Genomic DNA, 22138 nt, shown 5'->3' with positions numbered 1-22138 from the left:
GCTCCGGGATCAGAACTTGACCGCCGCGCCACCGCGGAAGGTGTTCAGCTGAACTTGGCGACCATTGAACTCTGGGAAATTGAGATACTGGTATTCGGCACGCAGCATCACGTTGGGCGTGATGGCGTAGTCGATACCCGCGCCGGCGGCGACGCCGACCACCATTTTAGAGGTCGTCACCTGGGCGAAGGGCGCCGCCGGATACGGAGGACGATACAGGTTCTGGCTGAAGTTCGCCTCGCCGATGGCCAAACCGCCGGTGACGTAGGGCAGGAAGCTTCCGATGGCGTAGCCGGCGCGCGCACGGATCGTCCCGTAATTCTCGAAGCTCGTCCGGTTCGTTGCCGTGACTGCGTATTGCGGCGGCAAGTTCGTCGCAGTTCCGATCCAGAGCGATTTGCGGCTGTTGTGCGTGTAGTCGGCCTCAAGGCCGAGGACGACGTCATCGAACTGAGCATTGAAGCCGGCATAAGCGCCAAAGCTATCGTTCGAACCGCGTGACGCGAAGATCGTCGAATTGTAGAGGCTGTAGCCAGCGGCCGAAGGCGTCGAATTGGCGTAGTTCAGCAATGCCGCCTGGGCATCGGCTCGCTTCGTCAGGCTGCCGGAGGTCCAACCACCGTGCCCGCCGATATAGAACCCGCTCCAGTCGATGACGGCGACGGGGGGCGGATCGAAGTCCGCGCCGCGGAGGTAATCGTAGTCGAGGTCGGCGGATTGCGCCGTGCCGACCGCGCTCAGGGCCAACAGTGAAACCAGGATCTTACGCATCCCAACAATCCTCGGGGCTGCGAAGCCATTGAATCTTCACGCCACGGTTTAGGGGTACCGCAGTAACCTTAATCGATCGTTGCATTAAGCAAGTTCAGCGTGTTTCGCCTCAAGCTGAACTCAATCTGCAGTCCGCGACAAACACGAACGGCGCGGGAAGCCCGCGCCGTCCGGAAACGTCCTGTAGGTTCGATCAGTACTTGCGGACCAATGGCTCGGGCATGAGCGGCGGGAGCGCGGGCACGAAGGCGCTGCCGATCAGGTAGCGGACGCCGAGCTTGATGTCGTGCGCCTCCAGGTTCTTCGCCTTCAGCACGGTGGTGCAGGCGGGCCCGGCGGCGTCGAGGCAGGTCAGCGCGCCGGTCTGGGCGTGGCCGAGGTTCAGGTAACGGTAGGCCAGTTCGACCTTGAAGTTCGGGGTCACGTCGTAGGCGAGACCGGCATGGAGCGCCCAGGCGAAGCTCTCCGTGGTCTTCGACTTGAAGACGCCCGGCGAGGTCGGCTGGTTGTAGACGTACGGCGAGTAGAAGTTGGTGACGCCGCTGTCGGTAAAGCCCGAGAAGTAGTTGAACGCCGCGCCGACGCCGCCGCCGACGAACGGCGTGATGCCGTACCACGTGCCGAGATCGAAATAGCCGTTCGCGAGGACGACGGCGGCGTCGTAATGGCCGCTGGTTAGGTTGAAGTTGCGGCCCGTGGGATCGCAGCCGCAGCCGCTGCCGAAATCGTTGTAGCTCGACAGGCGCAGCGACGCCGTGCGGTACTCGCCGGTGACGTCGGCGCGGAAGAAGTTGTTGAACTGGTAGCCGACACCGACGCCCGCGAAGAGGCCGCCCGACTGGGACTCACCGAAGAAATGCGTGCCGGGAATGTCGTTCACGGCATACTTCGGAGCGGTGTAGATGCTGGCGCCCACATCGCCGCGCAGATACCAGCCGCCGGCGAAATCGATCGGCGGGGGGAGCGGCGGGGGCGGGGGCAGAAGATCGGCGGCGAATGCCAGACCGGGTGCGCCGACGCTCGCCACGAGCGTCGCGACGCGCACCAGAGCATGAAGCTTGGAGCGGGCCATAAGGATTCCTTCACTCGTATCGTGTGCCGGAAGCTTAGTGCCGGCTGATTGACATTCGTGAGGATGACGGGAACACCTTAAATCGGGCTTAACGTTAAGTTTTAGTCCTGATAAAGTTTTCGACCAGTACGCGAAGTGTTGCGCGGCCGTTAAGGTCTCGGAAACATGCCGGTTACGAGGCTGGGATTGGGTTTGGAAGATTTCGGAAGGGTTTCGGGAAGGTTCGGCCGATGACCGGCGACGATGTACGCGCCCTGGCCCGCCTCCTGCCGGAGGTCATCGAAGGCGCGCATCGCGGCAACCCGGATTTCCGCGTCGGCGGACGGGTGCTCGGCACGCTGTGGGTGGAGGAGGAGCGGGTGGTGCTGCGGCTGAGCCCGGAGGCGCAGGAGGCGTTCTGCGAGGCCGAGCCCGACCTGTTCCAGCCCCTCGACGGCGCCTGGGGGCGCCGGGGCTGGACCAACCTCGACCTGTATGAATGCGAGGAGGACACCCTGCGCGAGGCGTTGCTCGCGGCGTGGCGGATCACCGCCCCGGCCGACCTCGTGCTGCGCTACGAGGGGCGGCCGGGCTGAGCCTACGTCAGGCGGCGGCCTTGGCGACGGCCTCGACCACCTCGTCCACCACCTCGGCGACCAGTGTGCGGTCGTCACCCTCGGCCATGACGCGGATCACCGGCTCGGTGCCGGACGGGCGGATGACGAGGCGACCGGATTGGCCGAGCCGCCCCCGCGCCTGCTCGATCACCGTCACCACGCTGTCCTGCCGCAGGGGCTCGCCGGAGCGGTAGCGGACGTTCTTCAGGATCTGCGGCAGCGGATCGAAGCAATGGCAGACCTCGCTCACCGGCTTGCCGCTGCGCTGGACGACGCTGAGCAATTGCAGGGCCGCGACCAGACCATCCCCGGTCGTGGTGTAGTCCGACATGATGATGTGGCCGGATTGCTCGCCGCCGAGGTTGTAGCCGTGCTCGCGCATATGCTCCAGCACGTAGCGGTCGCCCACGGCGGTGCGCGCGAGGTTCAGGCCGATGCCGCCGAGGAAGCGCTCCAGGCCCAGGTTCGACATGATGGTGGCGACGACGCCCGGCTGGGTGAGGCGCTCGTCCTCCTTCCAGGAGCGGGCGATGGCGGCCATCAGCTGGTCGCCGTCGACCACATGGCCCTTCTCGTCCACGATGAGCACCCGGTCGGCGTCGCCGTCGAGGGCGATGCCGATATCGGCGCGGCGCTCGCGCACCATGTCCACGAGGGCGGTCGGCGCGGTGGAGCCGACATCGCGGTTGATGTTGAACCCGTCCGGCTCGACGCCGATGCTGATCACGTCCGCGCCGAGTTCCCACAGGGTCTCCGGCGCGACGCGGTAGGCCGCGCCGTTGGCGCAATCCACCACCACTCGCAGCCCGTCGAGGGTGACGGAGCGGGGCAGGGTCCGCTTGGCGAACTCCACGTAGCGGGCATGGACGGATTCGATCCGCTTCGCCCGGCCGAGGTCCGAGGAGCCGGCGAGGCGCTTGTGCAATTCGGCGTCGATCAGCGCTTCGATCTCGCGCTCGACGTCGTCGTTGAGCTTGAAGCCGTCGGGCCCGAACAGCTTGATGCCGTTGTCCTCGAACGGGTTGTGCGAGGCCGAGATCATCACGCCGATGTCGGCGCGCATGGAGCGGGTGAGCATCGCCACCGCCGGGGTCGGCACGGGGCCGAGGAGCAGCACGTCCATGCCGACCGACGTGAAGCCCGCGACAAGGGCGGTCTCGATCATGTAGCCAGAGAGGCGCGTGTCCTTGCCGATCACCACCCGGTGGCGATGGTCGCCGCGCTGGAACACGAGGCCCGCCGCCTGCCCGACCTTAAGGGCGAGTTCCGGCGTGATGATGCCGTTGGCGCGGCCACGGATGCCGTCGGTCCCGAAATACTTGCGCAACGTCGCGTCTCCGGCGCCGTTCGGGGCGCGTCCGGCCACCATAGCAGATTTCGCCCCCGGCCGCGTTTCGGGCGGGGACGTCGTGAATCGGGTGCTCCGCGATAAAGGCGGTCGAAATGGGGCGGGCAACCTGCGTCGTCCAACGAAAAGGGGCGCCTCGCGGCGCCCCTCATCACGTCAGTTCACCGAGCCTCAGACCTGCGGCTGAGGTTCCATCCCGCCGTCGCTCTCCTTCGGCCGTCCGCGGCCGGCGGAGGGGACCGAGGAGGGCCGGGCCGGCGTCGAAGGCGTGTCGCCGCCGTCGCGGACCGGGGGCTGGCCCTTGATGAGGTTGCGGATCTCCTCACCGGTCAGGGTCTCGTATTCGAGGAGACCCTGCGCCAGCGACTCCAGGTCGTCCTTGCGCTCGGCGAGGATGCGCCGGGCATCCGTCAGACCGGTCTCGACCAGACGGCGCACCTCAGCGTCGATCTTCTGGGCGGTCGACTCGGACACCGATTGCTGGCGGCCCATCGACATGCCGAGGAAGACCTCGTCGTTGTTGTCGCCGTAGGCGACGGTGCCGAGCTCGGGCGAGAAGCCCCAGCGTGTCACCATCATCTTCGCGAGGCGGGTGGCCTGCTCGATGTCCGACTGGGCACCGGAGGTCACCTTGTCGTGGCCGAAGATCATCTCCTCGGCGACGCGGCCGCCCATCATGATCGCGAGCCGCGAGGTCATCTGCTCGAACGACATCGACAGCTTGTCGCGCTCGGGCAGCTGCATGACCATGCCGAGCGCACGGCCGCGCGGGATGATCGTGGCCTTGTGGACCGGGTCGGTCGCCGGGACGTTGAGGGCGACGATGGCGTGGCCGCCCTCGTGATAGGCGGTCAGCCGCTTCTCATCCTCGGTCATGACGAGGGTGCGCCGCTCGGCGCCCATCATCACCTTGTCCTTGGCGTCCTCGAACTCGTGCATCGTCACGATCCGCTTGCCGCGACGGGCGGCGAGCAGGGCCGATTCGTTGACGAGGTTCATCAGGTCCGCGCCCGAGAAGCCGGGCGTGCCACGGGCGATGGTCTTCAGGTCGACGTCGGGAGCCAGCGGCACCTTGCGGACGTGGACGCGCAGGATGCGCTCACGGCCGGTGACGTCGGGGTTCGGGACCATGATCTGGCGGTCGAACCGGCCCGGACGAAGCAGCGCCGGGTCGAGCACGTCGGGACGGTTGGTGGCCGCGATGATGATCACGCCCTCGTTCGCCTCGAACCCATCCATCTCCACGAGGAGCTGGTTGAGGGTTTGCTCGCGCTCGTCGTTGCCGCCGCCGAGGCCGGCGCCGCGATGGCGGCCGACCGCGTCGATCTCGTCGATGAAGATGATGCAGGGCGCGTTCTTCTTCGCCTGCTCGAACATGTCGCGCACGCGGCTGGCGCCGACGCCCACGAACATCTCCACGAAGTCGGAGCCCGAGATGGTGAAGAACGGCACGTTGGCCTCACCCGCGACGGCGCGGGCGATGAGCGTCTTACCCGTGCCGGGCGGGCCCACGAGGAGCACGCCGCGCGGGATGCGGCCGCCGAGGCGCTGGAACTTCTGCGGGTCGCGGAGGAACTCCACGATCTCCTGCAGATCCTCCTTGGCCTCCTCGACGCCGGCGACGTCATCGAAGGAGACGCGCCCATGCGCCTCGTTCAGGAGCTTGGCCTTCGACTTGCCGAAGCCCATCGCCCGTCCGGCGCCGGACTGCATCTGGCGCGACAGGAAGATCCAGGCGCCGATGAACACGAGGATGGGCAGCCAGCTCACGAGAAGCTGGATGAACCAGGGCGTGTTGTCGGACGGCGGGCGCGCGGTGATCTGCACGCCCTTGCCCTGGAGCTTGGTGACGAGGTTCGGGTCGTTGGGCGCGTAACTGGTGAAGTTGCCGCCGCCGACATAGGTGCCGGACACGTCCTGCCCGGAGATCACCACCGACTGGATCTTGCCGGCATCGGCATCGTTCAGCAGTTGGCTATAGGCGATCTCGCTGCCGCCGCCCCGATGCCCAGGATTCTGGAACAGCGTCACGAGGGCGAGCACAAGCAGGAAGATGACGACCCACAAGGCGAAGTTGCGGAAATTCGGGTTCATCGATCGATCCTTGGCGCGCGCGGTCCCCCAGATGGCTCTCGCGCAGCAGCGCCAGCCCGTCCGATCACGCATCGCCAATGTAGGCGGGGGGGTGTTCGTTGCCAAGTAAGACGGTCGGCGGTGCCGCAGGCCCGGCATTCTTCCGGGGAGGAGCGGGCACAAGTGTCACCGTTCCGCTGCCATCGGCCGACACGCAGTACCCCGCGAGGGTTCGCCGCAGGGTTGCTCCGGCGTGCAAGGCGGGGAGCAAGGCGTCGAGCACCAGGGCTTCGAGCTTCTCCAGTCGGTAGCTGGCTCCGCCCGCCCGCGTGATCGCCAGATCGATGCAGCGCAGGGCGACGGCCTCCGGCAGGGCGCGAAGGCGCCTTCCGTCGAGGCGCAGCGTGCCGTCCGGGGCCGGGAGCAGGGCGTCGCGAAGGGCGGTCTCCGCAGTCTGCCGCAGGGCGGCCTCATCGCGGGCCGCGCGCTGGGCCAGCCGCGCGAGCCGCGCACTCGTCAGGCCCTCGGCGGCGAGGGCCGAGGCCGCCGCACGCAGGCGGGCGCGGGCGAAGCGCGGATTGGTGTTCGAGGGATCGTTCAGGAACGTCAGGCCCCGCGCCTCGCACCAGCCGACCAGCACCGCCTTGTCGAGGCCGAGGAAAGGCCGCCCGAGCCGCAGGCCCGGTGCGAGCATCCGCTCGGGGCGCATGCCCGCGAGCCCGGCCAGGGCGCTGCCGGCGGCGAGACGCATCAGCACCGTTTCGGCCTGATCGTCGCGGGTATGGGCGGTGAGGATGAGATCCGCGCCGATGGCGGCGGCATGGGCGGCGAGGAGCGTGTAGCGCGCGGCGCGGGCGGCGTCCTGAAGGCCGGTGGCCGGCTTGTCGCCCTGCCAGCGCAGTACCGCGTGGGGCAATCCGAGATCGGCGGCGGCGCGGCCGACCGAGGCGGCCTCCGAGGCCGCTTCCGGGCGCAGGCCGTGATCGACGGTGGCGACCTGGAGGGGCGTATCGGGGCGGAGGCTCGCCGCCGCGTGCATCAGCGCGGTCGAATCGGGGCCGCCGGAGACGGCGAGGAGGAGCGTTCGCGAGAAGTCCGGTCTCAGCCAGGGGCGGAGCGCTTCAAGGACGGGATCGTCCGGCGGGGTCACGCCGCGCAGCGGGCGCGCTTCTGTTCCCGCGTCACGCCCTGGCGCACGCCGGTCCCGGCATTCGGGAACTTGCGCTCGAGTTCGGCGAGGGTGGCGCAGGCCTGCTCCTTGGCGCCCAGCGCGTTCAGGGAGACGCTGAGCTTCAGCATCGCCTCCGGGGCCTGGGCCGAGCGGGCGTAATCGGTCGAGACCTTCAGGAACTGCTCCGCCGCCTCTCGGGTGCGGCCCCGGGCGAGGTAGCTCTCGCCCAGCCAGTAGGTCGCGCCGGGCACGCGGGCGTCGCGCGGGTGCGATTGCAGGAACTGGCGCAGGCTCATCTCCGCCTGCTCGTATTGGCGCGACTGGATCAGTTCGACGGCCGAGTCGTAATCGGCTTCGGCATCCGGCGTGCCGGTGGCGGCGACGCTCTCGCTGGGGCGCGGCGCCACCGGGGGGATCGCGCCCGTGCGGCGCGGCGGGTTCAGGTCGACGGGCTCGTCGTAGGGGCCGGTGGCCTCGCCCTCGTCGTCGAGGGCGCCGCGCGGGAGGGGCGCGGCCTCGGCGGTCTCGCGGGAGGGGAGCGGCGCGGAGGGTTCTGCGGCGCCGAGCCGCATCGGCGCGCCGGGCGCCTCGGGGTTCTGCTCGGGATCGAAGGCGTCGCCGCGCTTCTGCGGCGGCTGACGCGTGCCGCCCTGGTTGAAGCCGGGATTGCCGCCATTGACCGAGTTCGGCGCGGCGGGAGCCGGCGCGGCCGAGGGCGCGGGGCTGCGGGCGGGCTTCGCGGCGGCGGCGGCACCCCCGCCGCCCTTCTCGTTCAGGCGGAATTCCACATCCTCCTGGAACTTGCGCAGCTGCTCCTTGAGCTGGCGGTTCTCGTATTGGAGGGTCTCGATCTGTCCCGACATCGTGCGGGACTGGCTCTCGAGCCGCCCCAGCCGAACGACGAGTTCGGAGGCGTCCTGCGCCGCCGCTGGTCCGAACAGGGCCGGCAGGATCACGAGGGCGGCGAGGAAACGTCTAGGGAGGCGGGCGTGCATGGGGCTCGGCTTGCAGTCAGCGGGCGGGGCGCGCCCTAACAGAACGCCCCGTCCGCGGCAAAAAGACGGCCGGTGGGCCGGATCAGGCGCCCGCGCCCCTATCGAGCACGATCACCGCGCGGCGGTTCTGCGACCAGCACGAGATGTCGTTGCACACGGCCACCGGACGCTCCTTGCCGTAGGAGACGGTCCGCATCCGGCCGGCGGCGATGCCACGGGTGGTCAGGTAGTCGAAGACCGACTGGGCGCGGCGGGCGCCGAGGGAGAAGTTGTACTCGCGGGTGCCGCGCTCGTCGGCATGGCCTTCCACGATGAACGTGTAGCGCGGGTAGCGCTGCAGCCACGTGGCCTGCTTGTCGAGGGTGGCGGTGGCAGTGGGCGTCAGATCGGTCGAATCCGATTCGAAGAAGACGCGGTCGCCGACATTGACCACGAAATCCTGGGCGCTGCCGGGCGTCGAGGCACCGCCGGCGCCGTTGGCACCGTAGGCCGAGGCGTCGGCGAGATCGCTGTCCTTGCTGCAGGCGCCGAGCCCGAGGGCGGCGCAGACCGAGAGACCGAGGGCGACGGCGCGCAGGCGCCGGGTGATGATGGCGGACATCGTGTACGAAACTCCTCGGGCGGTGCCGAAGGCCGGCTGGGGTCTTCGAGGCAGGGCCGCGTCCGTTTGTCTGCGTCCTATTAAGGCTACGATGGTTAAGCCCGGGTTCAGCGGGCCGCCCGAAACGGCGCTTGCGCCCGTGGCCTCCGTCGGAGCGTGCGCCGACGCACCCGCGCTCCGGTGAGGCACCTGGAATGCGGCCCAGGCACGGCATCTCCCCCGGCAGGCTGCGTTTTCGCCGGCTCGGTGTCGGCCGGGCCACAGGTGCAGGGCGGGCGCGAAAGCTCCGCACATGTTTAACCGTGCCTTAATCGGGTCGCTCGATCCTAAATCGTCGCGTTCATCGGTGCGCCCCCCATGCTCCAGAGCCAGAGCGTCCTGATCGTCGAAGACAGCTATCTCCTGCTGGAGATCGTCGCGAACCTGTGCGAGGCGCGCGGCATCCGGGTGCTTGAAGCCTCGACGGGGGAAGCGGCGCTCACCCTGCTGCGCAACCGCGGGGAGGAGGTCGATTGGCTCCTCACCGACATCCACCTGCCGGGCCTCATCGACGGCTGGACGGTCGCGGGGGCGTTCCGGGCGATCAAGCCGGAGGGGCCGGTGGTCTATACCTCGGCGGATACGTCGTCCCGGAACCGGGGCGTGCCCGGCAGCCTGTTCCTGCGCAAGCCGTTCCAGGTGCGCGAGATCGATGCCACCGTCCGTGCCATGGCGGAGGGCTTCGCCGTTCCGGCCGTGCGCTACGCGGCGGGCTGATCCGACCCGCGGAACAGGGCGACGACCTCCGGCAGGCTCAGCCAGATCTCGACGCGCGCGCAGTGCAGGTCGGACGGGGACATCCCGTCATAGAGCGCGTAGCTCGCGGCGACGAAGGCCGGCAGGTCGTAGAGCACCGGGAACGCCCCGTCCCGCGCCTTGGCCTTGAACAGGTAGGAGCCGGCCAACCCGAACTGCGCGGCGATCGGCGGGTAGATCGGCCAGATCACGTCGTGGACGAGCTCGTCGGCGAGGTAATCCTCCACCTCGACCGGCGCCGGCTCGATGCCGGCTTCCCGCAACAGCCGCTTGGCGATGTCGCCCACCACGAACGGCTTCGGGTGGTTCATCAGGTGCATGAAGGCGCCGCGCCGTGCCCAGCGGGTCAGTTCGCGGTCGAGGCTGAAGCCGGCCTGCTCGGCGCCGCCCGTCAATTCGCGCACCGCCGGCTCCCACCAATCGAGATAGCCGAGCCGGGCGAAGACCTCCTCGCGGAACAGGCCGACCGCACGCGCCGCATCGAGCCCGAGCCTGTGCGCCGTCAGCACGATGGCCGAGTGGTACTGCCCGAGGGGGGAGGGGGCGAGCTTCAGGGAGGCGAGATCGGAGGCCGCGCCGGCATAGACCATGTCCGGGTGGAAGGCCGAGAAGACGATGGAGGGCACCAGCGTCAGGCGCGGCTCGATCTCCTTCAGCCGCGCGCTGCCGCCGCCGGGGATCAGGCCCTCGGGAAACGCTTGGGCGAAGACGCGGTCATGCCCGTGCAGCACCCGCGCGAGGGCGTCGAGCCGGCCATGCTCGCGCTTCAGCGTGCCCATGGAGAGGTAGCGCACGGGGCTCTGCGGCGCGAGCAGCCGCATGGCCTGGGCCAGCGCCCGTGCTTGGCAATTGCCGATGATCGCGATGGAGGGGCCTTTGCGCGCCTGGTCCTCGCGGGACCGGTTCCGCCACGCTGTCGCCCAGGAAGGGGCCGACAGGGAGAGCGCATGGCGCGCGCGCCGGGGCAGATCGGTCAGGGCCACGTTGCGCGCTGGTCTTGAGCGGAGGGCGGCTGCGGCGTAACCCGCCGCGGCGGCAAGAGGGTTCGGTGATGGCGAATAATCCGTACACGGGTCTACCGGCCGAGCGTTTCTGGCGCAAGGTCGTGAGCAACGTGCCGCCCTTCGCCGTCAATCCGCACCCGAAGGGCGCCTTCACCATCGCGCCGACCGACAAGGTCGCGACGGGCGGATCCTGCTTCGCGCAACGGGTGGCCGAAGCGGTGCGCGGGGCCGGGTTCAACTATTATCTCACCGAGCCGCCGCTTACCGGCATGACCGAGTCCGAGGCCAATGCCCGGCAGTTCGGCACCTTCTCCGCGCGCTACGGCAACCTCTATTACACGCGCCAGTTCGTGCAGCTCTTCGACCGCGCCTACGGCCGTTTCGAGCCGGAGCTGAAGGCGTGGCTGCGCGACGACGGGCGCTATGTCGATCCGTTCCGGCCGACCGTCGAGCCGCAGGGCTTCGCCAGCGAGGCGGAGGTGATCGCCGCCCGCGACGCGCATCTCGCTGCCGTGCGCCACCTGTTCGAGACCCTGGACGTCTTCGTGTTGACCCTCGGCCTCACCGAGGGCTGGCGCTGGCGGGCGGACGGGGCGGCTTTGCCCCTGGCACCGGGCGTGGCCGGCGGCACCTTCGACGCGGACCTCTACGAGTGCGTCAATGCCGGCTCGGCCGAGGTCCTGGCCGATCTGAACGGGTTCCTCGACCGGCTGTGGAGCGTCAACCCGACGGCGCGGGTGATCTTCACCGTGTCGCCCGTCCCGATGATCGCCACCTACATGGACCGGCACGTCATGGAGTCGAACAGCTACTCCAAGTCGGTCCTGCGCGTGGCGGCGGGGGAGGTCGTGGCGCGCAACGACCCGCGCGCGGTGTATTTTCCCGCCTACGACATCGTCACCAGCAACGTGAATGCGGGGCGCTACTACAACGACGACCAGCGCACCATCAACGATGCCGGCGTGCGCCACGTGATGCGGCTGTTCCTCGCCACCTTCGCGAAGGACAGGATCTCGGCCGCCCCGCTTCAGGCGCCCGTCGACCTCGCCGCCGAGTTCGAGGGCAATGCCGGCGTGATCTGCGACGAGGAGGAGATCGAGCGCAGCGTCGCCTGACGCCGCGCGAGCGTTGTTACGCGCCGATCCACTTCATCACGATGAGGGTGCCCGTCACCGTCAGGGCGCCGCCGATGCGGGTGGCGATCTGGGCGAAGGGCATCAGCGCCATGCGGTCGGCGGCGGTCAGGATCGCCACGTCCCCCGTGCCGCCCTGGCCGCTGTGGCAGGCGTTCACGATGGCCGTCTCGATCGGGTACATGTTCATGGCCCGGCCGACGAAGAACCCCACCGTCATCAGGGTCCCCACGGTCGCGATGATGGTGATGAGATTCACGAGGGTGAACGCCGCCATCAGGTCCTTCCACGGGGTCAGCGCCACGCCGATGGCGAAGAGCAGAGGGTAGGTCATGCTGACCTGCACGAACTTGTAGACCACGAAGCCGCCCGCCTGGAGCCGGGGCGAGACCGCGCTGGCGAGCTTGGCGAACACCGCCAGGAACAGCATCGCCACGGGCGCCGGCAGGCCGGTGAGGTGGTGGCACATCACACCGAGCAGGTAGAGCGTGATGGCGGTGAGCCCGGCCGCACCGATCGTGGCGGGGTCGATGCCCTTCTGCGCGGCCTCGGCCTTGGCCTGGGCGTCGCTGGACTTGAACTCCTCGGCGTCGGGCTGGAGCTTGCCGTTGCCGGTGAGGTGCGGCTTCTTCTTGCCGACGTAATTCAGGGTGCCCGACAGCACGATGGCGGTGAGCGAACCGAGCATGACCGGCGGCAGCACCTGCGCGAACATCACCCCCTGCTGCGTCCCGAGGATCGCGGCATAGCCGATGGAGAGCGGGATCGCGCCCTCGCCGACGCCGCCGGCCATGATCGGCACTACGATGAAGAAGAAGGTCTTGTAGGCCCCGATGCCGAGCAACGTGCCGACGAGGGTCCCGACGAGGCCGGCCGCCACGGAGCCGACGGCCAGCGGCGCGAAGATCTTCAGGAAGCCCTTGATCAGCACCTCGCGGTCCATGCCCAGGATGGACCCGACGATGATCGTGGCGATGTAGATGTAGAGGAAGTTCGTGAACTTGGTGAAGTCGACGATCGCCTTCTCCATCTGCGGCGGCACGAACTTGTAGTAGACGAGCGCCGAGGGGATGAAGGTCGCGAAGATCGCGCCCGCGCCGATGTTCCTGAGGATCGGAAGCCGCTTGCCGATTTCGGCGCAGGTGAAGCCGCCCATCACCAGCACGGCGATCATCGTCGGCCCGTCCGGCTTGATCTCGCCCTCCTGCATCAGGATCGCGATGAGGACGGCCAGGATCAGGTAGACCGGCAGCGGAATGATGCCGATCTTGATGTCGATCAGGCGCCACCACCCCTCGGGCCAGAAGCGGCGGGAGGCCGGCGCGACCGCCTGTGTCACGGTGGCGGCGCTCGGGCTCGAAGCTCCGGTACTCATCGCTGTCCTCCGAAATCCGGCCTCTGGCGGGCCGGTCCGTTGTCCTGTGCGAAGCCCTGGCCGGATTCGGAGCGGGCGGCGCCGTCAGATGTCGGTCTGGGGTATCAGCGCGCTATCGGGGCGGCAACGCGGCGGGAGAGACAACGAACTCGCAGTGTAGTTCATCCCACGCGGATGTCATTCCGCGAAGAGATCGCGTCGGCATTGCATCGCGCCGCGCATTTAGGCGGCAGGACAACAAAAAAGGCCCGGCGCTGGCGCCGAGCCTCGAAGACCGCATGACACGGGGTTCATCCGGGGCGCCGGGGAAGATTCTCCCCGGCGCTTATTGCGACTTAGAAGTCGCGCTGGACGCGGAAGCGCGCCTGGAACACATCGGTGCTGGAGATCGTCTTCACCGGGATGCCCGAATTCACCTGGGCGGCGGTGTAGTTGAACTTCTGGGTGTCGAGCACCCGGCCGTTCTGGACACCGTACTGAGCGTAGATGCCCTCGAAACCGATATCGAGGTCCTTCACCGGCGACCAGATCAGGTTCGCGCCGGCATAGAGCATGTACGTGTCGCGCAGGTTGCCGTTGAGATTGTAGAAGCGCGTGCCGGGGACGCCGACGCCGAGAGCCGAGACGGCCGTGCTGCCGGCATTGGCACCGCCGGCGCCGGGGATGAAGCCGAAGTAGGCACCCTGGGCGGCGCGGGCGCCGGCACCGAAGGTGTTCTCACCGTAGGAGGCGAACACCGCCGAACGCCACTCGGGAGCCCAGTAGTGCAGGAACGACCCGACCACCGAGAAGCTCGTGGAGAGCTGCATCTGGTTGGTGAACGGGTTGATCGTCGCGTCCGAGAAGTTCTGGTTGAACGACGCGCCCTGGATCGAGGTCGGGTTGATCGCGTAGGAGCCGCTGTACGAGCCGTTGCCGGTGTACATCTGCGCGCCTTCGGCATAGGCGCCCTGGAGGTAGAAGGCGTCGCCCGGCGCGATGAACGGGGCGTTGATCTTCAGGCCACCCTGCACGGCCCAGCCGTACTCGCTCTGCGTGCGCGGGGCGACCGCGTTGACGGCGGTGAGGGCCTGACCGGCGCTGTTGAAGCCGAGGAAGCCACCCTGCGAGATGACGTTGCCGGTGTTCAGCTCGTGGACGGCGGCGGAGATCTGCGCCGAACCCCAGGGCTGATCGTAGCGCAGCACGCCGACGAAGTCGGGCATGCGGTTGCGCTGGATGCCGTCGGTGAAGCCGAAGCCGATCGGGGCGCCGGCGGCGTTGACGCCGAGGACGACCGGGATCAGCGAGTTGGCCTGACCGAAGATGGCGGTGGAGGTGCTGCCCACCGTGGCGGCGAGGGCCGAGGTCGGCGAGTAGATCGGCGAGCGGCGGAAGCTCGGATCTTCCATCGACAGGGTGGCGGAGAAGCCGTTGCCGACCGTGGCGGTGTAGGCGAGGAGGTTCGTGGAGGAGACGTCCGAACCCGACGTGCCGGCCACGAACTCGAAGTCGTGAGCGTAGAAGTCGAAGAACGAGGACGCGCGACCGGCGGTCAGGCCGGCGAACTGCACGAAGGCCTTGTCGGTGTTGAGGAACTGCTCGACGCGGCCGAACTGATCGATGCCGGTGCCCGGGAAGGCGTTGGCGATACGGATCTGGGTGCCGGAGTGCAGGGTCGGGATGCCGGTGCGGCTGGCGGCCTCGATGCGCAGGAAGGCGCGCAGGGTGCCGTAGCCGGTCTGGGTGCGGGCATCGACGTTGATGCGGGCGAGACCGCGGTAGCCGCTGTAGTCGCCGTTGCCCTGGCCGCGGCCGAGGGGAGCCTGATAGCCGTACTCGAAGCGGGCGCGGCCCGAGAGACGGAGGCAGGTGTCGGTGCCGGGAATGTAGAAGAAGCCGGCGCCGTAGGCCGAGCAGACGCGCACGAATTCGATCGGGACCGCCTTCTTGACCGGCAAGTCGGCGGCCTGCACGGCGCCGACGGCTGCGAGAGCCGCAGCCGACCCGAGCAGAGAGCTCTTCAAGAGCTTCATCATCATCTCCAAAGCTTCGAGACCCAAGATGCGGACTGCCCGGTTTTCCGGATCACGCCGCGTTCTTTTTTTGATCTGGCCCGCGTCTTAATTGGCGGGCTCCAGCGGGCCGTCGCTTGGCGATGCCCCCGTGCCCAATCACCATGTGCGAACGGCCAAGCCGGTTCAACTTGGATTTGTCTTTCCCCGTGTCGTTGCGACGTGATGTTGCTGGCCCGCAACATTTTGGGAAGGCTATTGCCGGCAAAGGTTTGCGTCCTGTGCATGAAGCTCGGGCAAAGTGCGGTCGCTGCCCGTTGGACGTGCAGTGTTGCTGGGGCATCGGCGCACCGAAGGCTCGGTTTCTCAGGCGGCCGAGTCGGTTCGGCCGACCCACGGATGGAAGATGACGGCAGATTCGCGAGATACCCGCGCCACTCTTATTGGGTTTGGGGCAATTCTATTGTGGGCTCTGCTTGCCCTGTTCACGGCGGCATCCGGCGGAGTGCCGCCGTTTCAGCTGGCGGCGATCACCTTCCTGATCGGTGGTGCGCTCGGTTGCACCCGCTTCCTCGTCCGGCCCGATCTGGCGCGGGCGCTGCGCCAGCCATTGCCCGTGTGGCTCCTCGGGGTCGGCGGGCTGTTCGGCTACCACGCGCTGTACTTTACGGCCCTGCGCCTCGCGCCGCCGGCCGAGGCGGGGCTCATCAACTATCTCTGGCCGCTGCTGATCGTGCTGTTCTCCGCGTGGCTCCCCGGCGCGAAGGGGCTGCGGCCCGGCCATGTGGCGGGCGCGCTGATGGGGCTCGCGGGCGTCGGCATCCTGTTCGCCGGGCGGGATATCGGCTTCGGTACGGATGCGCTGCCCGGTTACGCCGCGTCTCTCGCGGCGGCCTTCGTCTGGGCCGGCTATTCCGTGCTGTCCGCGCGGGTCGGTGCGGTCCCGACCGAGGCGGTCGCCGGCTTCTGCCTCGCGACCGGGCTCCTCAGCCTCCTCTGCCACTTCGCCTTCGAGACGAGCGTCTGGCCGCAGGAGGCCAGCGCCTGGGCGTCCATCGTCCTGCTCGGCCTCGGCCCGGTCGGCGCCGCGTTCTACCTCTGGGATATCGGCTGCAAGCGGGGCGACGTGCGCCTCCTCGGCGTCGCGGCCTATGCGGCGCCGGTTCTCTCGACCCTCATCCTCGTGACGGCGGGATACGCGCCAGCCCGGCCGGCGCTCGCCCTCTCGTGTCTGCTCATCGTGGCCGGGGCGCTGCTCGCGGTGCGGGCGTCGCGGACGGCCTGACGCGTCAGGCGCGGGGGAGGGGGCGCCAATCCGGCGGGGCGAGTTCGAATCCGGCGAAGTCGAAGCCGGGCGCCACGGTGCAGCCGACCAGGGTCCAGGCGCCGAGGCTGGTGGCGGTCTGCCAATGGCCGGCGGGCACCACGAATTGCGGCCGCTGCCCGCGACCGATCTCCGGGCCGAGATGGTGGGCCGAGGCATCGTGCCCGTTCGGGCTCACGGTGATCACGAGGGGCGCGCCCGCATACCAATGCCAGATCTCGGCGGCATCGACCCGGTGCCACGCCGAGGCCTCGCCGACATCGAGCAGGAAGTAGATCGCCGTGCCGACCGACCGGCCGTCCGCGCTGCGGGGATCGCGGAACGTCTCCTTGTAATGCCCGCCCTCCGGGTGCGGCTGCAGCCCGAGCGCCGTGATCACCTCGGCCGCGCTCATGGAGGCGATGTCTTGCATGGGCTCAGGTCCTTCCCGCGCGCGATCCGCGCCCGGCGAGCTTAGGGCGCCCGCAGGCGTCCTCCCAGCCTTGTTCCCCTTCGGTTCGGGTGATACCGGCCGCAATCCTCATTCACCGAGCCGATCCCGTGTCCCAGAACCCGAATGTCCGCCTCCACCGGGGCGACCTGCCCGCCTCCTACGATCCCGGCACCTCCGTCGCGATCGATACCGAGACGCTGGGCCTCAACCCCCACCGCGACCGGCTCTGCGTCGTCCAACTCTCGACGGGCGACGGGACGGCGGACGTGGTGCAGATCGTCCCCGGCGGCCCGGCCCCCGCGACCCTGATCCGGGTGCTCGGCGACGAATCGGTGCTGAAGCTCTTCCATTTCGCCCGGTTCGATCTCGCGGTGCTGTTCCACCGGCTCGGCGTGATGCCCTCGCCGGTCTACTGCACCAAGATCGCCTCCAAGCTCGCCCGCACCTACACCGACCGGCACGGCCTGAAGGACGTCGTGCGCGAGACAGTGGGGGTCGATCTCTCGAAGCAGCAGCAGAGTTCGGATTGGGGCGCCGACACGCTCACCCAGGCGCAGCTCGATTACGCCGCCTCGGACGTGCTGCATCTCCACGCTGCCAAGGCGAAACTCGATTCGATGCTCGCGCGCGAGGGGCGCACCGATCTGGCCGAGGCGTGCTTCCGGTTCCTGCCGTCCCGCGCCCGGCTCGACCTGCTCGGATGGGACGAGGCCGACATCTTCGCCCATACCTGAGCGCGAAAGCTCTACACTGCGACGTTTGAGACGCGGAAGACTGCGGATTCGCGCTTTATCGGAGTGGGGGTGAGGTTTTGCGGTGACGGTTTCCGTTCAGGATACTGCTAGCCTGAACGGGCCCGAGCTTAGCAACTGGGCCAGATCCTCCTCGCCGGTCACTTCCCGATCAGGCCGGCGAGGAGGGTCCGTCGACCGCGCCGGCCCGGGCTTCAGTGAGGCCGCGGATGCGAGACCCGCGGCCCTTGCCCCATCAGAGCGAGTAGTACTGCACGAACTCGATCGGGTGCGGGGTCATCTCGTAGCGCAGCACCTCGGCCATCTTCAGCTCGATGAACGACTCGATCTGATCCTCGGTGAAGACGTTGCCGGCCGTGAGGAAGGCATGGTCCTTGTCGAGGCTGGTGAGGGCTTCGCGCAGCGAGCCGCATACGGTCGGGATGCGGCGCAGCTCCTTCGGCGGCAGATCGTAGAGATCCTTGTCCATCGCCGCGCCGGGATCCATCTTGTTGCGGATGCCGTCGAGGCCGGCCATCAGCAGCGCCGAGAAGGCGAGGTACGGGTTGGCGGTCGGATCGGGGAAGCGCACCTCGAGCCGCTTGGCGTTCGGGCTCTTCGTCCACGGGATGCGGCAGGAGGCCGAGCGGTTGCGGGCCGAATAGGCCAGCAGCACGGGGGCCTCGTAGCCCGGCACCAGCCGCTTGTACGAGTTGGTCGAGGGGTTGGTGAAGGCGTTCAGCGCCTTGGCGTGCCGGATGATGCCGCCGATAAAGTACAGGCACTCCTGGCTCAGGCCGGCATACTTGTCGCCCGCGAAGAGCGGCTTGCCGTCCTTCCAAAGGGACAGGTGGACGTGCATGCCCGAGCCGTTGTCGCCGTAGACGGGCTTGGGCATGAAGGTCGCGGTCTTGCCGTAGCTCTGCGCCACGTTGTGGATGCAGTACTTATAGATCTGCAGGTGGTCGGCGATCGTGGTGAGCGTGTCGTACTTCAGGCCGAGCTCGTGCTGGGCGCTGGCCACCTCGTGGTGGTGCTTCTCGACGGTGGCGCCCATCGCGGCCATGGCCGCGAGCATCTCGCCGCGCATGTCCTGCGCCGAATCCTGCGGCGGCACCGGGAAGTAGCCGCCCTTGGTCTGGATCCGGTGGCCGAGGTTGCCGCCCTCGTAATCGGTGAAGCCGTTTGTCGGCAGCTCGGTCGAATCGAGCTCAAAGCCGGTCTTGTACGGGTCGGCGGAGAACTTCACGTCGTCGAACACGAAGAACTCGGCCTCGGGGCCGACATAGACGGTGTCCGCGATGCCGATCTCCTGCAGGTAGGCCTCGGCGCGCTTGGCGGTGCAGCGGGGGTCGCGACCGTAGGGCTCGCCGCTTTCCGGCTCCAGCACGTCGCAGACGACGGAGAGCGTCGCGGCGGAGAAGAACGGGTCCATGCAGGCGGTGGACGGATCGGGCATCAGCAGCATGTCCGACTCGTTGATCGCCTTCCAGCCGGCGATCGAGGAGCCGTCGAACATCTGGCCCTCGGAGAAGAAGGCGTCGTCCACCATCGAGACGTCGAAGGTCACGTGCTGCCACTTGCCGCGCGGGTCGGTGAAGCGGAGGTCGACGTAGCGGACGTCGTTGTCCCGGATCGTCTTGAGCACTTCGGCTGCGGTGGTCATCGTGGCGTCTCTCCTGGCTTTCGTTCAGCCGGGCCGACCCATACAGCCCGGCTCGGCTCGGCACCACCCGGGTTAAGGGAATCACGCTCAAGCCGTGGGCTCAATTAAACTGCGTCAGGCACCTGCTCGCTGCGGTCCGACCTCCGAGTCAGAGCCGATCTCGCGTCGTCCTCAGGAAGTCCTTGAATCCTTCTGCCGAGCGGAAATAAATATCACTGTCTGTCGCCGACCAAAGTCGCTGCAATTCTTGGTGTGTGAGGTTTAATTCGAGTATCTTGGCGATGAACCTACGTAGATTAGCTGATTTTTTCGAATCGTATCCTCTAGCTATATAATCTATGATTTCTTCCTCTGAGGTTCCAAATAGGTGTATATCTTGGATAAACATGCGACCAAATTGCTTGAGTTCTTCAGATGGCTGCATTTTAATCACCGTCGTTTCGAGAATAGGCCGTGATAATGCGATAGCCACGGGCTCTTGTTTAATCATTTACGATAAATGCGCCGACACTATATGTGTTGCGTATTTAAAGTTTTAGGACATCTTTACTAAAAGCTTCGCGTCCCGTCGGGTAGCCGAAGTGCCGGAGTTATAGAGGCTTTTTCAGACCTCCCCTCAGCTGCCGAATCTACCTGTAGTGAATTTGTCTTTCCAAGATGCTTTATAGAGCATGGTTGCTGCCATCGTATTATTCGCGCAAATCGAGGTTATAGAGAAGTTTATCAGGATCTGCGGTGAAGATGATGTTGCTGGCATCTTGCGAAAAGCCTTAAACACCTTCGCCTTCCTTCGTCCGCCGGCCGTTGCCGAAACGCGCGGTTGATTTGGGCCGAAGGTTTTGAGGAACAGTCCGCAACGAAGAAGGGCCACCGGCACCGTCAAAGCTGAAAGGCGCCAACGTTGCCGCTAAATTCGAACGGGATCGATTTCCTCCCGCTGCCCATCAATCTCGCGAATCTAAAATAGGATAAAAAGCAGCATTGTAAAAATGGCTTGAAATGCCCGGCCTCGTCGTGCCGGCGTCTCACGATTCTGTGACCAATTGGGATGGAACATCGCAGTTTGCGCCGCGCCAATGGCACGATGCATGCTTAGGGTTCGGCGACCGTCGCAAAGGCGGCGTGCCGTTCGCCGGAGCCCCATGATCTGCGGGGCGCCGCGTCGACAAGGGATCGAGAGATCGGCGAGAGACCGGAATGACGAAATACAAGCTCGAGTATATATGGCTCGACGGCTACACGCCGGTGCCAAACCTGCGTGGCAAGACGCAGATCAAGGAATTCGACAGCTTCCCGACCCTTGAGCAGCTTCCCATGTGGGGCTTCGACGGGTCTTCCACGAAGCAGGCCGAGGGCGGCAGCTCCGACTGCATGCTCAAGCCCGTGCGCCACTTCCCCGATCCGGCCCGCAAGAACGGCGTGCTGGTGCTCTGCGAAGTGATGATGCCGGACGGCAAGACCCCGCACGAGTCGAACAAGCGCGCGACCATCCTCGATGACGCGGGCGCGTGGTTCGGCTTCGAGCAGGAGTACTTCTTCTACCAGAACGGCCGTCCGCTCGGCTTCCCCGAGCAGGGCTACCCGGCCCCGCAGGGCCCGTACTACACGGGCGTCGGCTACTCGAACGTGGGCAACATCGCCCGCCAGATCGTCGAGGAGCATCTCGACCTCTGCCTCGAAGCCGGCATCAACCACGAGGGCATCAACGCCGAGGTGGCGAAGGGCCAATGGGAATTCCAGATCTTCGGCAAGGGCTCCAAGAAGGCCGCCGACGAGATGTGGATGGCCCGCTACCTCCTGCAGCGCCTCTGCGAGAAGTACTGCATCGACGTCGAGTACCATTGCAAGCCGCTCGGCGACACCGACTGGAACGGGTCGGGCATGCACTGCAACTTCTCGACCGCGCTCATGCGCGAAGTCGGCGGCAAGGAGTATTTCGAGAGCCTGATGAAGGCCTTCGAGGTCAACATCGAGGACCACATCGCCGTCTACGGCCCGGACAACCACATGCGCCTTACCGGCAAGCATGAGACCGCGCCGTGGAACAAGTTCAGCTACGGCGTGGCTGACCGTGGCGCCTCGATCCGCGTGCCGCATTCCTTCGTGAACAACGGCTACAAGGGCTATCTGGAAGACCGCCGTCCGAACTCGCAGGGCGACCCCTACCAGATCGCTTCGCAGGTCCTGAAGACCATCGCCTCGGTGCAGGACGCCAGCTCTGCTGCGGCCTGAGACCAAGTCGGTCTCTCGATAAAAGAGAGCCGGGCCTTTGGGTCCGGCTTTCTAGTTTTTAGGGTGTCAGCGCTCCCGGGGGCGGTCGTCGTCGCGGATGGCGGCTTCGTGGTACCACGCGCCGCCGCTCACCACGGGCACGGGTTTGGTGGCCTCGACGGGCCGGCGGGCCGCCTGCGCGCGACGGAAAGCTGAGAGATCGTAGACTTTCGCGGACCCGCGCAGCTCGTGTTCGGCCATCGCTCAGCCCTCCTGGCTCTGTGGAGCGGCCCATTCGGCCGCCCCGTCAGGAGGAATGTAAGGTCACGCGTTGCCGGCAACCATGCCAAAACCGGTTTTGCCGGATATTCGTGCAAGAGCGAAAATCAGGCAGTCCGGGAATAGTGTCCCTCGACTGCCGCCGCGCTCAGATGGCGTCCGGGCCGGTCTCGCCGGTGCGGATGCGGATCGCCTCTTCGATGGTGGAGACGAAGATCTTGCCGTCGCCGATGCGGCCGGTCTGGGCCGACTTGCGGATCGCGTCGACCGCGCCTTCCACGAGCGCGTCCGACAGAACGATCTCAAGCTTCACCTTGGGCAGGAAGTCGACCACGTACTCGGCGCCGCGATAGAGCTCGGTGTGGCCCTTCTGGCGCCCGAAGCCCTTGGCTTCGATCACGGTGATTCCCTGAAGGCCCACCTCCTGGAGGGCCTCCTTCACTTCGTCCAACTTGAAGGGCTTGATGATCGCTTCGATCTTCTTCATGCCGCTCGGGCCTGTCTGTACACGTCGCGGGACAGTAACATCGCCGCGACCCAGCCGCCACGGCGTTTTGCCGTCGCTT

The 22138-nt window shown here is 67.1% G+C and carries 21 protein-coding genes; 7 read left to right on the top strand and 14 right to left on the bottom strand.

The features are described 5' to 3' along the window. Positions 1-9 precede the first annotated feature (9 nt). Positions 10-771: an outer membrane protein gene (locus ACXJ1Y_RS12835; protein ID WP_463846639.1), complete on the bottom strand. Its 762-nt coding sequence runs from the start codon at positions 769-771 to the stop codon at positions 10-12. 193 nt (positions 772-964) lie between these two features. Continuing rightward, a complete protein-coding gene (locus ACXJ1Y_RS12830; protein ID WP_463846638.1) occupies positions 965-1843 on the bottom strand; it encodes an outer membrane protein in 879 nt (292 codons plus the stop codon). 230 nt (positions 1844-2073) lie between these two features. Here ACXJ1Y_RS12830 and ACXJ1Y_RS12825 point away from each other — a divergent pair, with 230 nt between their 5' ends. Further along, positions 2074-2418 (top strand): MmcQ/YjbR family DNA-binding protein, encoded by a 345-nt coding sequence (locus ACXJ1Y_RS12825; protein WP_463846637.1) that lies wholly within the window; start codon positions 2074-2076, stop codon positions 2416-2418. Positions 2419-2425: 7 nt separating this feature from the next. Here ACXJ1Y_RS12825 and glmM read toward each other — a convergent pair whose 3' ends face one another. The 5 genes from glmM to pal form a co-directional block, all read right to left on the bottom strand. Continuing rightward, on the bottom strand, positions 2426-3766 hold the full coding sequence (gene glmM / locus ACXJ1Y_RS12820; protein ID WP_463850111.1) for a phosphoglucosamine mutase: 1341 nt from the start codon (positions 3764-3766) through the stop codon (positions 2426-2428). Between the two features lie 192 nt (positions 3767-3958). Continuing rightward, a complete protein-coding gene (ftsH, locus tag ACXJ1Y_RS12815; RefSeq protein WP_463846636.1) occupies positions 3959-5881 on the bottom strand; it encodes an ATP-dependent zinc metalloprotease FtsH in 1923 nt (640 codons plus the stop codon). 64 nt (positions 5882-5945) lie between these two features. Continuing rightward, a complete protein-coding gene (gene tilS / locus ACXJ1Y_RS12810) occupies positions 5946-7010 on the bottom strand; it encodes a tRNA lysidine(34) synthetase TilS (RefSeq protein WP_463846635.1) in 1065 nt (354 codons plus the stop codon). Then, positions 7007-8026, bottom strand: coding sequence for a tol-pal system protein YbgF (gene ybgF / locus ACXJ1Y_RS12805; protein ID WP_463846634.1), 1020 nt, complete (start codon positions 8024-8026; stop codon positions 7007-7009). The genes tilS and ybgF overlap by 4 nt, the downstream gene beginning before the upstream one ends. Before the next feature lie 82 nt (positions 8027-8108). Further along, a complete protein-coding gene (pal, locus tag ACXJ1Y_RS12800) occupies positions 8109-8627 on the bottom strand; it encodes a peptidoglycan-associated lipoprotein Pal (protein ID WP_463846633.1) in 519 nt (172 codons plus the stop codon). 357 nt (positions 8628-8984) lie between these two features. Between pal and ACXJ1Y_RS12795 the strand changes: the two genes are divergently transcribed. After that, positions 8985-9383 (top strand): response regulator, encoded by a 399-nt coding sequence (locus tag ACXJ1Y_RS12795; RefSeq protein ID WP_463846632.1) that lies wholly within the window; start codon positions 8985-8987, stop codon positions 9381-9383. On the opposite strand, the gene ACXJ1Y_RS12790 is transcribed toward ACXJ1Y_RS12795, so the two are convergent. Beyond that, on the bottom strand, positions 9368-10405 hold the full coding sequence (locus ACXJ1Y_RS12790) for a WcbI family polysaccharide biosynthesis putative acetyltransferase (RefSeq protein ID WP_463846631.1): 1038 nt from the start codon (positions 10403-10405) through the stop codon (positions 9368-9370). The two genes, ACXJ1Y_RS12795 and ACXJ1Y_RS12790, sit on opposite strands and share 16 nt — an antisense overlap. A gap of 68 nt (positions 10406-10473) precedes the next feature. Here ACXJ1Y_RS12790 and ACXJ1Y_RS12785 point away from each other — a divergent pair, with 68 nt between their 5' ends. Then, positions 10474-11541 carry a GSCFA domain-containing protein gene (locus ACXJ1Y_RS12785; RefSeq protein ID WP_463846630.1) on the top strand — a complete coding sequence of 356 codons (1068 nt, stop codon included), beginning with the start codon at positions 10474-10476 and terminating at the stop codon, positions 11539-11541. Positions 11542-11557: 16 nt separating this feature from the next. Here ACXJ1Y_RS12785 and ACXJ1Y_RS12780 read toward each other — a convergent pair whose 3' ends face one another. Together ACXJ1Y_RS12780 and ACXJ1Y_RS12775 are read right to left on the bottom strand one after the other, a co-directional pair. Further along, positions 11558-12934, bottom strand: coding sequence for a 2-hydroxycarboxylate transporter family protein (locus ACXJ1Y_RS12780; RefSeq protein ID WP_463846629.1), 1377 nt, complete (start codon positions 12932-12934; stop codon positions 11558-11560). A gap of 335 nt (positions 12935-13269) precedes the next feature. Then, on the bottom strand, positions 13270-14949 hold the full coding sequence (locus tag ACXJ1Y_RS12775) for a porin (RefSeq protein ID WP_463846628.1): 1680 nt from the start codon (positions 14947-14949) through the stop codon (positions 13270-13272). A 385-nt stretch (positions 14950-15334) separates the two neighbouring features. Here ACXJ1Y_RS12775 and yddG point away from each other — a divergent pair, with 385 nt between their 5' ends. After that, positions 15335-16213, top strand: a complete 879-nt coding sequence (gene yddG / locus ACXJ1Y_RS12770) for an aromatic amino acid exporter YddG (protein WP_463846627.1) — start codon at positions 15335-15337, stop codon at positions 16211-16213. A 4-nt stretch (positions 16214-16217) separates the two neighbouring features. On the opposite strand, the gene ACXJ1Y_RS12765 is transcribed toward yddG, so the two are convergent. Then, positions 16218-16646, bottom strand: a complete 429-nt coding sequence (locus ACXJ1Y_RS12765) for a cupin domain-containing protein (RefSeq protein ID WP_463850110.1) — start codon at positions 16644-16646, stop codon at positions 16218-16220. A gap of 146 nt (positions 16647-16792) precedes the next feature. Between ACXJ1Y_RS12765 and ACXJ1Y_RS12760 the strand changes: the two genes are divergently transcribed. Further along, complete coding sequence (locus ACXJ1Y_RS12760; protein ID WP_463846626.1) at positions 16793-17419, top strand: ribonuclease D; 627 nt, start codon at positions 16793-16795, stop codon at positions 17417-17419. Between the two features lie 253 nt (positions 17420-17672). Here the strand turns inward: ACXJ1Y_RS12760 and glnA are convergent, their stop codons facing one another. Then, positions 17673-19082: a type I glutamate--ammonia ligase gene (gene glnA / locus ACXJ1Y_RS12755; protein ID WP_463846625.1), complete on the bottom strand. Its 1410-nt coding sequence runs from the start codon at positions 19080-19082 to the stop codon at positions 17673-17675. Positions 19083-19753: 671 nt separating this feature from the next. Between glnA and ACXJ1Y_RS12750 the strand changes: the two genes are divergently transcribed. Both ACXJ1Y_RS12750 and ACXJ1Y_RS12745 read left to right on the top strand, forming a co-directional pair. After that, entirely contained in the window at positions 19754-19906 is a 153-nt protein-coding gene (locus ACXJ1Y_RS12750) for a hypothetical protein (protein WP_463846624.1), read from the top strand. 373 nt (positions 19907-20279) lie between these two features. Beyond that, the gene (locus tag ACXJ1Y_RS12745) at positions 20280-21314 is read left to right on the top strand and encodes a glutamine synthetase beta-grasp domain-containing protein (RefSeq protein WP_463846623.1); all 1035 of its coding nucleotides are present in this window, start codon (positions 20280-20282) and stop codon (positions 21312-21314) included. Between the two features lie 66 nt (positions 21315-21380). Here ACXJ1Y_RS12745 and ACXJ1Y_RS12740 read toward each other — a convergent pair whose 3' ends face one another. Next, the gene (locus tag ACXJ1Y_RS12740; RefSeq protein ID WP_463846622.1) at positions 21381-21554 is read right to left on the bottom strand and encodes a DUF2735 domain-containing protein; all 174 of its coding nucleotides are present in this window, start codon (positions 21552-21554) and stop codon (positions 21381-21383) included. Positions 21555-21720: 166 nt separating this feature from the next. Then, a complete protein-coding gene (locus tag ACXJ1Y_RS12735) occupies positions 21721-22059 on the bottom strand; it encodes a P-II family nitrogen regulator (protein ID WP_238248076.1) in 339 nt (112 codons plus the stop codon). Positions 22060-22138: the final 79 nt, after the last annotated feature.

It is taken from the genome of Methylobacterium sp. TK26, assembly GCF_055361565.1.
This window is presented reverse-complemented; position numbering and strand designations above follow the sequence as displayed.

What these genes read in the sequence shown, in the direction of transcription:
- ACXJ1Y_RS12835 (WP_463846639.1), bottom strand. Translation starts at nt 771, where the DNA reads ATGCGTAAGATCCTGGTTTCACTGTTGGCCCTGAGCGCGGTCGGCACG.
- ACXJ1Y_RS12830 (WP_463846638.1), bottom strand. Translation starts at nt 1,843, where the DNA reads ATGGCCCGCTCCAAGCTTCATGCTCTGGTGCGCGTCGCGACGCTCGTG.
- ACXJ1Y_RS12825 (WP_463846637.1), top strand. Translation starts at nt 2,074, where the DNA reads ATGACCGGCGACGATGTACGCGCCCTGGCCCGCCTCCTGCCGGAGGTC.
- ftsH (WP_463846636.1), bottom strand. Translation starts at nt 5,881, where the DNA reads ATGAACCCGAATTTCCGCAACTTCGCCTTGTGGGTCGTCATCTTCCTG.
- ybgF (WP_463846634.1), bottom strand. Translation starts at nt 8,026, where the DNA reads ATGCACGCCCGCCTCCCTAGACGTTTCCTCGCCGCCCTCGTGATCCTG.
- pal (WP_463846633.1), bottom strand. Translation starts at nt 8,627, where the DNA reads ATGTCCGCCATCATCACCCGGCGCCTGCGCGCCGTCGCCCTCGGTCTC.
- ACXJ1Y_RS12795 (WP_463846632.1), top strand. Translation starts at nt 8,985, where the DNA reads ATGCTCCAGAGCCAGAGCGTCCTGATCGTCGAAGACAGCTATCTCCTG.
- ACXJ1Y_RS12785 (WP_463846630.1), top strand. Translation starts at nt 10,474, where the DNA reads ATGGCGAATAATCCGTACACGGGTCTACCGGCCGAGCGTTTCTGGCGC.
- ACXJ1Y_RS12780 (WP_463846629.1), bottom strand. Translation starts at nt 12,934, where the DNA reads ATGAGTACCGGAGCTTCGAGCCCGAGCGCCGCCACCGTGACACAGGCG.
- ACXJ1Y_RS12775 (WP_463846628.1), bottom strand. Translation starts at nt 14,949, where the DNA reads ATGAAGCTCTTGAAGAGCTCTCTGCTCGGGTCGGCTGCGGCTCTCGCA.
- yddG (WP_463846627.1), top strand. Translation starts at nt 15,335, where the DNA reads ATGACGGCAGATTCGCGAGATACCCGCGCCACTCTTATTGGGTTTGGG.
- ACXJ1Y_RS12765 (WP_463850110.1), bottom strand. Translation starts at nt 16,646, where the DNA reads ATGAGCGCGGCCGAGGTGATCACGGCGCTCGGGCTGCAGCCGCACCCG.
- glnA (WP_463846625.1), bottom strand. Translation starts at nt 19,082, where the DNA reads ATGACCACCGCAGCCGAAGTGCTCAAGACGATCCGGGACAACGACGTC.
- ACXJ1Y_RS12750 (WP_463846624.1), top strand. Translation starts at nt 19,754, where the DNA reads ATGGTTGCTGCCATCGTATTATTCGCGCAAATCGAGGTTATAGAGAAG.
- ACXJ1Y_RS12745 (WP_463846623.1), top strand. Translation starts at nt 20,280, where the DNA reads ATGACGAAATACAAGCTCGAGTATATATGGCTCGACGGCTACACGCCG.
- ACXJ1Y_RS12740 (WP_463846622.1), bottom strand. Translation starts at nt 21,554, where the DNA reads ATGGCCGAACACGAGCTGCGCGGGTCCGCGAAAGTCTACGATCTCTCA.
- ACXJ1Y_RS12735 (WP_238248076.1), bottom strand. Translation starts at nt 22,059, where the DNA reads ATGAAGAAGATCGAAGCGATCATCAAGCCCTTCAAGTTGGACGAAGTG.